At 68.1% G+C, this 12522-nt stretch carries 12 protein-coding genes; 2 read left to right on the forward strand and 10 right to left on the reverse strand.

The features are described from left to right. The first annotated feature begins 34 nt into the window (after positions 1-34). Both ACFVW6_RS07180 and ACFVW6_RS07185 read left to right on the forward strand, forming a co-directional pair. Positions 35-751 (forward strand): response regulator transcription factor, encoded by a 717-nt coding sequence (locus tag ACFVW6_RS07180; RefSeq protein WP_355270880.1) that lies wholly within the window; start codon positions 35-37, stop codon positions 749-751. Then, positions 748-2199 carry an ATP-binding protein gene (locus ACFVW6_RS07185; RefSeq protein ID WP_378825280.1) on the forward strand — a complete coding sequence of 484 codons (1452 nt, stop codon included), beginning with the start codon at positions 748-750 and terminating at the stop codon, positions 2197-2199. The genes ACFVW6_RS07180 and ACFVW6_RS07185 overlap by 4 nt, the downstream gene beginning before the upstream one ends. Before the next feature lie 39 nt (positions 2200-2238). Here the strand turns inward: ACFVW6_RS07185 and ACFVW6_RS07190 are convergent, their stop codons facing one another. The 10 genes from ACFVW6_RS07190 to ACFVW6_RS07235 are packed head-to-tail and all read right to left on the reverse strand — an operon-like array spanning position 2239 to position 12322. Next, positions 2239-2727, reverse strand: coding sequence for a h domain protein (locus ACFVW6_RS07190; RefSeq protein WP_378825277.1), 489 nt, complete (start codon positions 2725-2727; stop codon positions 2239-2241). After that, positions 2724-3524, reverse strand: a complete 801-nt coding sequence (locus ACFVW6_RS07195) for a hypothetical protein (protein ID WP_378825275.1) — start codon at positions 3522-3524, stop codon at positions 2724-2726. Before ACFVW6_RS07195 ends, ACFVW6_RS07190 begins: the two co-directional genes overlap by 4 nt. Then, positions 3521-4924 carry an MlaD family protein gene (locus ACFVW6_RS07200; protein ID WP_355270873.1) on the reverse strand — a complete coding sequence of 468 codons (1404 nt, stop codon included), beginning with the start codon at positions 4922-4924 and terminating at the stop codon, positions 3521-3523. The genes ACFVW6_RS07195 and ACFVW6_RS07200 overlap by 4 nt, the downstream gene beginning before the upstream one ends. After that, complete coding sequence (locus tag ACFVW6_RS07205; RefSeq protein ID WP_378825273.1) at positions 4921-6147, reverse strand: MCE family protein; 1227 nt, start codon at positions 6145-6147, stop codon at positions 4921-4923. Before ACFVW6_RS07205 ends, ACFVW6_RS07200 begins: the two co-directional genes overlap by 4 nt. Continuing rightward, complete coding sequence (locus ACFVW6_RS07210; protein ID WP_378825271.1) at positions 6144-7409, reverse strand: MCE family protein; 1266 nt, start codon at positions 7407-7409, stop codon at positions 6144-6146. The genes ACFVW6_RS07205 and ACFVW6_RS07210 overlap by 4 nt, the downstream gene beginning before the upstream one ends. Next, positions 7406-8473: an MCE family protein gene (locus tag ACFVW6_RS07215; protein ID WP_355270868.1), complete on the reverse strand. Its 1068-nt coding sequence runs from the start codon at positions 8471-8473 to the stop codon at positions 7406-7408. The genes ACFVW6_RS07210 and ACFVW6_RS07215 overlap by 4 nt, the downstream gene beginning before the upstream one ends. Continuing rightward, positions 8466-9494: an MCE family protein gene (locus ACFVW6_RS07220; protein ID WP_378825269.1), complete on the reverse strand. Its 1029-nt coding sequence runs from the start codon at positions 9492-9494 to the stop codon at positions 8466-8468. The genes ACFVW6_RS07215 and ACFVW6_RS07220 overlap by 8 nt, the downstream gene beginning before the upstream one ends. Next, complete coding sequence (locus tag ACFVW6_RS07225) at positions 9491-10696, reverse strand: MCE family protein (protein WP_378825267.1); 1206 nt, start codon at positions 10694-10696, stop codon at positions 9491-9493. The genes ACFVW6_RS07220 and ACFVW6_RS07225 overlap by 4 nt, the downstream gene beginning before the upstream one ends. Before the next feature lie 4 nt (positions 10697-10700). Next, complete coding sequence (locus ACFVW6_RS07230; RefSeq protein WP_355270863.1) at positions 10701-11552, reverse strand: ABC transporter permease; 852 nt, start codon at positions 11550-11552, stop codon at positions 10701-10703. 5 nt (positions 11553-11557) lie between these two features. After that, on the reverse strand, positions 11558-12322 hold the full coding sequence (locus ACFVW6_RS07235) for an ABC transporter permease (protein WP_355271716.1): 765 nt from the start codon (positions 12320-12322) through the stop codon (positions 11558-11560). Positions 12323-12522 lie beyond the last annotated feature (200 nt).

Below are 12522 nucleotides of genomic sequence, written 5' to 3' on the forward strand. Positions count from 1 at the left end.
CCACTTCCCAGCCGGGTGGTGGACCATGAGATCCATGAGTGGTGTGCCGGAAGCACCCGAAGCCAGGGTGCTCGTCGTCGACGACGAACCGATGATCGTCGAATTGCTGGCGGTGAGCCTGCGCTACCAGGGCTTCGAGGTGGCGACGGCGAGCGACGGCGCGGAGGGCTTGGACAAGGCCCGCGCGTTCCGCCCGGAGGCGCTGATCGTCGACGTGATGATGCCCGGCATGGACGGCTTCGGCCTGCTGCGCCGGTTGCGCGCCGACGGCATCGACGCGCCGGTGCTGTTCCTGACCGCCCGCGACGAGGTCGAGGACAAGATCACCGGTCTCACCCTCGGCGCCGACGACTACGTCACCAAGCCGTTCAGTCTCGAGGAAGTGGTGGCCCGGCTGCGGGTGATCCTGCGCCGCTCCGGCCGCACCGCGCCCGAGCAGGCCAGCACCCGGCTGCGCTTCGCCGACATCGAACTCGACGACGACACCCACGAGGTGTGGAAGGCGGGCGAGCCGGTGGCCCTGTCCCCCACCGAGTTCACGCTGCTGCGCTATTTCATGGTGAACGCGGGCAGCGTGCTCAGCAAACCCCGCATCCTGGATCACGTGTGGCGCTACGACTTCGGCGGCGAGGTCGGCGTGGTGGAGACCTACGTGTCGTATCTGCGTAAGAAGGTCGACACCGGGGACCAGCGGTTGATCCACACCCTGCGCGGCGTCGGGTACGTCATGCGGGAGTCGGCCGCGCGATGAGCCTGCGCGCGCGTGTCGCCCGGCGGTTCTCGGCGATCCCGCTGCGCGTGACGCTGGTGCTGATGCTGGTGGCGATGGCCGGATTCGGTTTGGTCGCTTCGGGTTTCGTCGTCACCAAGGCGATGGAGAACTCGCTGCAGAACCGCACCGACCAGCAGTTGACCGATGCCGCGATCGAATGGGAGCGCCGGGTCGGGATGCCCGCGCCCGCCCTGCCGGCGCCGTCGCCGGATCGGCAGCCGCCCGGCCGGTACTACCTCGAGGCCGAGAGCACCGACGGCACCCGGAACATCACCCTGGACAACGTCTTCGGCACCGACGCCAAGCCCGATCTCCCCGATCCCCCCGCGCTGCAACCGGTCACCGTCGGCTCGCAGGGCGACTCGACCGACCAGTGGCGGGTGCTGACCGTCAACGGGCACCGCGCGTCGGCGACGGTCGCGTGGCCGCTGACCGACGACATCGAAACGGTGCGCAAGCTCGTCGTGCTGCAGGTCGTGGTCGGCGCGATCGTGCTGATCGCCCTGGCCGTGGCCGCCTACTTCGTGGTGCGCGGCAGCCTGCGGCCGCTGCGCCGGGTCGAGGCCACCGCGGCGGCGATCGCGGAAGGTCAGCTGCATCGGCGGGTTCCGGTGCGCGGCAACGACACCGAGGTCGACCGGCTCTCGCGCTCGCTCAACAGCATGCTCACCCAGATCCAGCAGGCCTTCGCCGCGACCGAGGCCTCCGAGGCCGCCGCCCGCGAATCCGAGGCCAGGATGCGGCGTTTCGTCGCCGACGCCAGTCACGAACTGCGCACCCCGCTCACCACCATCCGCGGCTTCGCCGAGCTGTACCGGCAGGGCGCGACCGGTGATCCGGCGATGTTCATGAACCGCATCGAACACGAGGCCCAGCGGATGGGCCTGCTGGTGGAGGACCTGCTGATGCTGGCCAGGCTCGACGCGCAACGCCCCGTCGACCTGAAGCCGGTCGACCTGCTCGCGATCGCGGGCGACGCCGTGCACAGCGCCCGCGCGGTGGCGGCCGCCGAGGGCGAGCACCGGCCGATCACCCTCGAGATCGCCGACGGCACCGGCACCTTGGAGATCCTCGGCGACGATCACCGCCTGCGCCAGATCCTGACCAACCTGCTGAACAACGCCCGCACGCACACGCCGGACGGTACGTCGATCACCGTGCGGCTCACGCCCGCCGCCGACGAGGTGCTGCTCGAGGTCGCCGATACCGGCCCCGGGCTGTCCGCGGCGGAATCGGCGCGGATCTTCGAACGCTTCTACCGCGCCGACGCCTCACGCACCCGCAGCAGCGGCGGCACCGGGCTCGGGCTGTCCATCGTGGCCGCGCTGGTCGCCGCGCACGGCGGCAAGGTCACGGTCGGGCCGACACCGGGCGGCGGCGCGACCTTCGTGGTCCGGCTGCCCCGCGACGACCGCGGCCCGGCCTGAATCAGGCCGGGCCGACGGGAACATCCGTGTCGCGCTGACTCAGACCGGCGTGACCTGGGCGACCAGCCAGCGGTTGTCGGCCTTGTCCAGCGACACCCGCACCCGGCTGCCCGAGGTGGTGCCCTGCGGGGAATCCTTGCTGGTGGTCAGCTGGTTCAGGTACAGCAACACCACCACGTGCTCGGGGTCGGCGGAGACGACACCCTCGGCCTGGGCGGTGGCCTTGACGGTGAGCTGCTTCTCCTTGGCGCCCGGCGCGATGGCCTGCTCGATCAGCTTCAGGTAGTCGGCGCGGAACTCCTCGGTGAGATTGTCCGCGGCCTTGGGCAGCTCGGTGTCGACCGTGCCCGGCTCGTAGCTGAACATGGCGGTCACCGTGCGGCCGGCCGTGGTCAGCGCGTCGGTGCGGGCCTGCTCGGTGCGGCTGTGCTGGTAGAGCTGGTAGCCGCTCAGGCCGAGGATCACCGCGGCGATCAGGCCGAGGACACCGAGGCCGCCGAAAACGATCTTTGCGCGGTTCCCACTCATCCGACGAACTCCACCTTCGAGACGGTCATGCCGGTATCGCCCTTGGTGACGGTCACCCGGAACCGGTACTGACGCTGCTGCGGCTCGGCCGAGCCGCTGTTGCTCACCGTCTGCTTCGCGGCGACGAGCACCTTGGCGGTCGTGTCGTCGGCCGACTCGATGCCCGACTCGACGACCTCACCGTGCGAGACCACCTTGGCCTGCTTCACCACGTCCATGAACGGATCGAGGCGACCGTCGAATTCCGTCTTGAACTCGCCCGAGGCCACCGACAGGATGCGGTCGATGTCCTCCTTGGCGGAGTCGGCGCGGATGGTGGTGAGGTTGATGACCGCCTGGCGGGCGGTCTGGGTGTACTCCGCGCGCAGGTCCTCGTCGGCGTCGACCGAGCGGACCGCGAAGGCGGCGAACCCGGCGCCGACGACCAGCGCGAGCACCAGGACGACCGCGGCGGCGAGGGCGAGGATCCGCCCGCGGCCGGTCGGCGTGGCCTCGTCGGTGGTGTCGTCGTCGAGGTCGTCGTCGGACTCCGCGACCACGGCCTTGTCCAGGACGACGGTCTCGTCGGCTACGGGAAGGACCACGGTCTTGTCCGCGGCGGCCGGAACGACATCCGCCGGCACGGCCTTGTCGGCGACCGGCACGGTCTCGGCCGGAGCCGCCGCGGCGGCCACGACCTCGGTGACCTCGGCGTCGTCCTTGCGGATGCTGACCGTGGCCTGCGTCGGCTCGTCGACCGGCGGACCGGCCGACCGTGCGGCCCGCCTGCGCGGGCGGCGGTTGTCGTTGTCACTCATCGTTGCTGCTCCTCCAACATCGCCTGCCAGCTGGCCGGGACAGTGCCCGAGCCGTCGGAAGCGATGTCGCCTTGCCGGTACGTACGTCCGTCGGTGCCCAGATAGGTGCCTGTGGACGGATCATAGGGGCGCGCTGAGGCGGGGGTCACACCGCCCGTGGACGCGCCGGTCGGAGCCGAGGCCGGTGCGACCGGCTGCGGCGCGCCGAACGGCGGGTTGGTGCCCAGGGGCACGTACCCGGTCCGGCACAGTTCGGGAGTGGGCGCCCGAACGCCTGGATTCTCCATGCACGGGCTGTTGCGGATGCCGCGCACCTCGATCGGAGAATCCTGTGCCACCTTGCAGTACAGCCCCTGGGGTGTGTCGATCGGGGTGAAGTCACTCGGCTCGCGCCGCTGGTCGGCGGGCAGGAAGCCGGTGGTGCAGGCGGGCGGGTCCTGGACCGCGGTCATGAAGTTGACCATCGCGCCGTACTTGGTCGGTCCGCGCAGGATGGTCTTGAACGCCGCGATCAGCGGCGGGAAAACGACCAGGAGTTGTTCGACACCAGCGTGATACGTCACGCCGACCTGGCCGAGACTCACCAGATTGCTCGCCAGCAACGGCAGCGTCGGGCGCAGACTCTGGAACTGCTCGTTCACCTTCTGCATCGCGGAAGGACTGTCGTGCAACAGGTTTCGCAATGTCGGATCGTGCTCGCGAAGTTGATCGGTGAGGGTAGCGAGATCCGCTGTCCAGGAACGGATATTGGCATCGGATTGGATCTGGGTGTCCAGCAGCGGGCCGATCTGATCGAGCAGCTTCTTGGTCGGTTCCACATCGGTCTCGGCCTGCTGCAACAGCAGCGACGCCGAGTCGATGAACCGCTGCAGGTCCGGGCCCGCGCCGTTGAACGCCTTGAACGCCTCGTCGATCACCTGGCGCAGCCGGGTATCGGCGACGGTCGAGAGCAGCTTGTCGGTCTGGTCGAGCAGCGAGCCGACGTCCTGGGGCAGCCTGGTGCGTTCCACCGGGATCACCGAGCCGTCACGCAGATCGCCGGAGCCCGCGCCGGGCTCGGGCACCAGGTCGACGTACTGCTCACCGATCGCCGAGACACTGCGGATCCAGGCGATCGAGTCCTTCGGCACCTTGTAGTCGCTGTCGATCGACAGATCTGCCTCGACCCCGGCCGGGGTGAGCCGGACCGCCTCCACCTTGCCGATATTGGTGCCGCGGTAGGAGACGTTCGCGGTCGGATACAGCCCGCCGGTGGCGGCGAGCTGGACCGTCACCCCGTAGCGCCCGATCCCGAGCATCGCCGGTATCTGGATGTACGTCCCGCCCATCACGACGAGACCGATCACGGTGAGGACGGAGAAGATCGCGAGCTGAATATGGACGAACCTGGTGAGTTTCATCGACCCGCTCCTTCCTGGCCGGGCAGCGGCACGGTGATGCCGGGAATGGAGGGCAGGCCCGGGATCGGCGGCAGGCCGGGCAGGGTCGGCGTCGGTGCCGCGCTGGGCGCGGGCGCCGCCGGGACCTTGGTCGGGTCGCCCGCGTCGGTCGACGTCGACGGCGCGAAGGTACCGAGCACACCCTCGACACCGCCGAAGCGGCCACCGAGCGGCGTGCCGGTGAGCCAGTTGGTGTCCAGCCGCTTTCCGGTCAGGTCGAAGGTGATGAAGAGATTGAGGTAGTCACCCTTGATCGCGTTGTCGATGTTCTTGATCGGGAACGGGAACGTCGGCAGCACGGCCATCGCCGCGATGAGGTTGGTGCCGGTGTTCGCCAGGGTTTCCAGCACCGGGCCGAGGCTGGCCAGGTTGGCCTTCAGGTCGTCGCCACTGGTCTGGATGATCCGCTCGGTCACGTCACTGAGCTCGCCGAGCGCGGTGACCGCCCTGGTGATGTTGGCGGTGCGGTCGGCGAGCACCGTCAGCGCCGGGGGGATCTCGTCGAGCGCGCGGGCGAGCACGTCCTTCTGGGCGGCGAAGCTGCCCGCCACCCGGTCCAGGCCCTCCATCGCGGCGATGATGTTGCCGGTCTGCTTTTCCAGACCGGTGGTCAGCTCGTTGAGCTGGGGCAGCAGGTCGGCGATCTCGGTCTCGCGGCCGTTGAGCGCCGCGTTCATCTCCCTGGTGATCGTCTCGAGCTGAGCGATGCCGCCGCCGTTGAGCACGACCGACAGCGAGGACAGCACCTGCTCGGTCGTCGGGTAGGCACCGGCCCGATCCAGCGGGATCACGTCGTTGTTGCGCAGCTGACCCTGGGCGGGGATATCGGTCGGCGCGGACAGCTCGAGGTGATTGCTGCCGAGGAGGCTGGTCTGGCCGATCTTGGCGACCGCGTTGGCGGGCAGTTTCACGTCGGGATTCAGCGAGACCGTGACCAGCGCGTGCCAGCCCTCGACCTCGATGCCGGTGACGTTGCCGACCTCGACATCGTCCACCCGCACCGGCGAATTCCTGGTCAGCGTGGTGACATTGGGCATCTGGATGCGCACGGTGTACGAACCGGGAGCGGTGCCCTCGGAACCCGGCATGGGCAGTGAGTTCAGTCCGTCCCACTGACAGCCGGTCGCGCCGAGCGTCACGGCGACGCCCACCGCCAGCCCGGCGAGCATTCGTTGGGGCCTCATCGTTGTCCTCCTGGAACGGCGAGTCCGGCGAGACCGCTCGGCACGGTGATCGGCGCAGCCGTCGGGGGCACCTTCGCGGGGTCAACCTCCGCTTCCAAGCTCGGCGGGCTGTAGGTCAGCTGGCCGGGCAGGGCGGTGGTGCCGAGGACCGGGTTGAGCATGATCGGCGCGTAGTTCATCGCCAGCGAGCTGATCACCGGGGCGACGAATTCCGCGCACAGGTCCGCCGACCGGTCCGAGTCGTTCATCTCGAGCGCCCGGATGGAGCCGCAGAGGAAGCTCAACGGATTGGCCGTATTGGGCAGTGCCACCGAGCCGCTGAGCGCGCCCTGGGCCGGCTGGTAGATCTGGTAGAAGTTCACCAGCGCGGTCGGCGCGGAATGCAGCAGCCGTTCGATCTCCGGCCGCTTGTCGGCCAGGATCTGGGTGACATCGGCCAATCGCTCGACGCCTTCGGTGAGTTCGGCACCGCTGCCGTCGAGGAAGCGCTTCACGTCCGCGAGCGCCACATCCAGGCTGTCCAGGCCGGCGCCGAGTTCCTCCGACGCGCCGGCGAGGACCGAGGCCACCGAGGCCAGGCGGCCGCCGAACTGCACGATCTGCTCGTTGCTCGCCGAGAGCACCTCGACGAACTTCTGCAGGTTGCGGATGGTGCCGAAGAGGTCGGTTCGCCCGTCGGACAACGTGGTCAGCGTCGCCGACAGTTCCCGCAGGGTGTCGCGGAACTTCTGGCCGTTGCCGTCGAGGTTGTCCGCCGCGGTGTTGACGAAGCGCCCGAAGGAACCCTGCTCGTCGTCCCCGACGGGCCCGAGAGCCGTCGCGAGATTGGACAGTTCGGCCTTGATGTCGTCCCACTCCACCGGCACCGCGGTGCGCTCGATCGGAATCTGCGCGCCGTCGGCCAGCTTCGGACCACCCTCGTAGGCGGGCGCCAGCTGGATGAACCGGGCCGACACCAGCGAGGGCGCGATCAGCACGGCGCGCGCGTCGGCGGGCAGGTCGACGTCGCCGTCGACGGACATCCGCACCTGCACCCGGCCTTCGCCGGGCTCGATCGAATCGATCCTGCCGATCGTCACACCCAGCATTCGCACCTCGTCACCCGCGTACAGGCCGTTGGTCGAGGTGAAGGCCGCGGTGATCTTGGTCTTCCCGATACCGAGGCTGAAGTAGACCCCGACCGCGACCAAGGCGACGATCACCGCCACGGCGACCCCGAGCGTCCAACGTGGCACGCCACGAACTTTCGATGCGATGTTCATCGCGGCGGGTCCTCCTCGGAAGGCACGATGCTCGGCGGCGCCGGATGGGTGAGGTAGTCGAGCAGGTCCTGCGGCACATGCTCGGGCCAGACCAGCGCGTCGACCAGCGGACGCAGCGTGGTACTCGTCGCGTTCACCACGTAGGCGTTGAACCACGGGCCGCTGCCGACCTGCTCGCCCAGCGCCGAGGCGTAGGGGCCGACGTTCTCGAGCGCCTGGGTCAGGTTCTCCTTGTTGCGCTGCAACAGGGCGAGCACCGAATTCAGCCGGTCCAGTGTCGGTTTCATCTGCGCCTCGTTGTCGGCGACCAGCCCGGAGAGCTGCTTGGCGACCGCGTCGACGTAGACGATGAGCTGGTTGATGGCGGCTCGGCGGTTGTCGAGCTCGCCGAGCAGGTTGTTGCCGTCGAGCAGCAACGCATTGAGCTGCGAACTACGGTCGGCCAGGATCGCGGTGACGTTCTGCGCCCGGCCGAGCAGATCGGTGAGCGCCTGGTCGCGGGTGTTGATGCTGCGCGAGAGCGCGGTGACGCCATCGAGGGCGTTGCGCAGCGGGCCCGGAGTGTCGGCGAAGGCGGCCGAGAGGGCGTCCAGTGTCTGGTCGATCTGATCCATGTCGAGATCGCGGACGGTCCCGCCGAGATCGCTGAGCGCCTCGTTGAGCGAGTACGGCGAGGTGGTCCGGTCGAGCGGGATGGTGTCCGAGGTACGCAACGCACCCGGTCCGGTCGGCACCACATCGAGGGACTTGCGACCGAGCACCGTGTTGGTCTTGATCGCGGCGGAGGTCTTCTCGCCCAGCACGATCGACTCGTCCAGGGTGAACTTCACCAGCACCTTCGGGCCATCGAGCGACACATCGTCGACTTCGCCGGAGCGCACGCCGGCCACATGCACCGGGTCGCCGGGCACCAGCCCGCCCGCGTCGGCGAAGAACGCGGTGAACGTCGCGCCGGAGCGGATGAACGGCAGCTTGGTGTACTGCAGCGTGGCGAGCGAGATCGTCACCGCCAGCACGATGCCGACGACGCCGATGGTGGCGGCCGACGACTTGCTCTCACTCATTCGGCGTACACCTTCCGCTCGCCTGCGAACCCGGGATTCGCACTTCCATCGGCTGACCGTTCGGGCCGTCTACCAGCAGGACGGTGCCGCAGATGTAGAGCTGCAGGAACGCGCCGTAGGAGCCGATGCGGATCAGTTTCTTGTAGGTGTCCGGCAGCTTCCCCAACACCCATTCGAGCTCGTCGGAGCCGTTGTCGAGGTTGGTGGCCAGCCGGCCGGTCTGCTCGATGGTGTTGCGCAGATCGGGACGTGCCGTGGTCAGCAAGTCGTTGAGTTCCTTCGTCGCACCGGCGATCCGCGGGAGCGCGGCGCCGATCGGGTCGCGTTCGGCGGCCAATCCGCTGACCAGGCGCTGCAATTCGTCGATCGTGGTGGTGAACTGCTCGTCGCGATCGTCGATGGTGGCCAGCACCGTGTTCAGGTTGTCGATCACGCTGCCGATCAGGGCGTCGCGGTCGGCGAGGGTGCGGGAGAAGTTGCCGCCGCTGTTGAGCAGCGAGACCAGCGTGCCGCCCTGGCCCTGGAAGATCTGCAGCAGCGCCGAGGTCAGGTCGTTGACCTGGCCCGGGTCTAGCCCACGCAGCAGCGGCTTGAAACCGCCGAGCAGCAGGTCCAGGTCCAATGCGGGCGCGGTCTGCTCCTTGCCGATGGTGGACCCTTCGGGCAGCACGCGGGCCGAGCCCGGACCTTCCATCAGTTCCAGATACCGGTCACCGACCAGGTTCTCGTACTTGATCGCCAGGCGGGTGCTCGACAGCACGGCGTACTTGGTGTCCACGTCGAACTCGACGTGGGCGAGATCGTCGTCGCCGACCTTCACCGAGGTCACCGAGCCCACCGGGACGCCGGCGATGCGCACCTTCGCCCCCGGCACCATGCCCGAGGAGCTGGTGAAGACCGCCTTGTAGCCGTTCTCGCTGGAGAACCGCGCTTGGCTGAGCACGATCGCCAGGCCCGCGAAGACCAGTGTCATCACCACGGAGAAGATCGCGAGCTTGACCGTCGTCGCCGTGTTTTTCACCGTGTCACTCCCGGCAGTCCGTCCAGCAGGAGCTGGAACACCATTGGTGCGCTGTCGTTCAGGGCGGGCGGCGCGGTACGCGGGGTGTACGGCGCACCCTCGCTGGTATCGGTCACCACGTAGTTCGCGTGGCTGTCCGGCACCCGGGTCACCACACCCTCACAGTGCGGTCCACCGGTCGCGTTCACCTTGGGCAGATCCTCGGGGTAGCTGTAGGGCTTCTGGCCGGGCATGAAGGAGGCGTGCATGCCGACACCCGGCAGGACACCGCCGAATACCTCGTTGGCCAACGGCATGATCGGACCGATTCCGTCGATGAGGCAGCCGAGCGCGGGCGCGTATTCGAACAGCAGGCTGGTCGTCGGTCGCAGCAGGTCGAGCGCGGTGACGATATTGGTTTCGTTCTCCCGCAGCACCGCACCCGTGGTGTCGGACAGGCCGATCACGTTCACCAGCACGTCGTCGAACTGAGCTTGCAGCTCCGCCAGGGTGCGCGAGGTGACCGTGGCGTTGTCCACGGTGCGCAGCAGCGCGCCGGACGCGTCGGCGTAGATGTCGGACACCTGGGCCGTCTTGTCCAGATCCTGTTGCAGCGTCGGCAGGTAGGGGTTGATCTCGCGCAGGTAGCGGTCCGAGCTCACCAGCAGTTCGCCCAGCTTGTCGCCGCGGCCCTCCAGCGCGGTGCCGAGCGCGGTCAGCGTCGCGTTCAGCTTCTCCGGCTCCACCTGGGCGAGCACATCGGACAGGTGCTGGAACAGCGTGTTGAATTCGACGGTCACCGCGCTGGCCGACACCGTGCTGCCCGGGGCCAGCGCGGTCGAGGCCGGCTGCTCGGGCACGATGAAGTTGACGTATTTGGCGCCGAAGACGGTGGTCGAGCGGATGTCGACGCCAGCGTTGGCGGGCACCAGCTTCAGCTGATCGGGGTCGACTTCCAGCCGCAGCTGCGCGCCCTCGTCGTGCAGGGCGATGTCGGTGACGCGGCCGATCTCGACGCCGCGCACCTTCACCTTGGCATCGGGGTCGAGCACCAGGCCGGTGCGTGGTGTGTCCACCAGCACCACCGCGGTGGTGGTGAACGCGCCTTGGAACAGCGCGAGTGCGAAGGCCACAGCCCCGACGAGCAGGGCGACCAGGGCGAGCGCGGCGAGCTTGCGCCCGAGCCCGCCCTGCAGTGCGGCGACGATCCGTGATGTATGCATCGCGCTATCCCGAGAGGTGGAAGTTGCTGGAGGTGCCGTAGATGGCCAGCGAGATCATCAGGGTCACCATGACGACCGCGACCAGCGAGGCGCGCACCGCGTTGCCGACCGCGACGCCGACGCCGACCGGACCGCCCGCGGCGTTGTAACCGAAGTAGGTGTGGATCAGCATCACGGCCATCGCCATGACGATCGCCTGCCCGAAGGACCAGAGAATGTCGCTCGGGATGAGGAACGTCGAGAAGTAGTGGTCGTACACACCGGCCGACTGCCCGTAGATCACCACGGTCGCGAAGCGGCTGGCGACGAAGGAGGCGATCACCGCCAGGGCGTAGAGCGGGACGATCGCGATCATGCCCGCCAGCACCCGGGTGCCGACCAGGAACGGAACCGGGCGCACCGCCATCGATTCGAGCGCGTCGATCTCCTCGGCCACCCGCATGGCGCCCAGCTGGGCGGTCGCGCCTGCGCCGATGGTGGCGGCCAGGCCGATACCGGAGATCACCGGTGCCGCGATGCGGACGTTGAGGAAGGCGGCGAAGAAGCCGGTCAGCGCCTCGACACCGATATTGCCGAGCGAGCTGTAGCCCTGCACCGCGATGGTGCCACCGGCCATGAGGGTGAGGAACCCGACGATCACGACGGTGCCGCCGATCACGGCCAGCGCGCCGGAGCCCATGCTGATCTCGGCGATGAGCCGGATCGTCTCGGTGCGGTAGTGCACCAGCGCCCTGGGCACCGAGGCGAGCGCCTGGACGAAGAAGATCGCCTTGTCGCCCAGCGAATCCAGGGATTTCGAGGCGCGATCGAAACGGCGAACCGTCCGGGGGAACTTACTGCGAACAACGAATGCCATCGTGGTCACCGCACCGTGAATTTCAGGCCGATCGCGGTGGCGACGACATTCACCACGAACAGCGCCATGAAGGCGAAGACGACTGTTTGGTTCACCGCGTCACCGACACTCTTCGGCCCGCCTTTCACCTGCAAACCGAGGTAGCAGGCAACCATTCCGGCGATCAATCCGAACAGCCCGGCCTTGACCTCCGAGAGGATCAACTCGGGCAGATTCGTGAGCAGCGGAATCCCGTTGACGAAGGCGCCCGGATTCACGCCCTGCAGGAACACCGAGAACATGAAGCCACCGACGATGCCGACGGTGCAGACCAGGCTGTTGAGCATCAGCGCGACGAACATCGAGGCGAGCACGCGGGGGACGACCAGCCGGGCGATCGGGTCGATGCCGAGCACCATCATCGCGTCGATCTCTTCGCGGATGGTGCGTGCGCCCAGGTCAGCGCAGATCGCGGTGGCGCCCGCACCCGCCACGATCAGCACCGTGACGATCGGTCCGACCTGGGTGACGGCGCCGAACGCGGCCGCCGCGCCACTGAGGTCGGCGGCGCCGATCTCGCGCAACAGGATGTTGAGGGTGAAGACCACCAACACCGTGAACGGAATCGCGACGAGCAATGTCGGCACGATCGAGACGCGGGCGACGAACCATGACTGGTCGACGAATTCGCGCCACTGGAAGGGACGGCGGAACGCGGCTCGCGCCACATTCGCGCCGAGTTCGAAGAATCCGCCAACTGCCCGCAACGGCACAGCAAGGAGGTCGTTCACTCGGTTTCCTCCTTGTCCGACGGGCGGGCAGACCTGCCCGCGCACCCGTACTTCACCGCCACCCCGATCTGAAGACTGCCCAAAGACTAGAACATGTTCCTGTTGATGTCTGCCGTTTGGGGAGACTATTACCAGGACTTTTTCGCGAAATATGTCGAGGAAACTGAAACGAATCCTGACCGAATGCCATTTACCTCCTG

The organism is Nocardia sp. NPDC058244, assembly GCF_042882065.1.
Lineage (GTDB): Bacteria > Actinomycetota > Actinomycetes > Mycobacteriales > Mycobacteriaceae > Nocardia.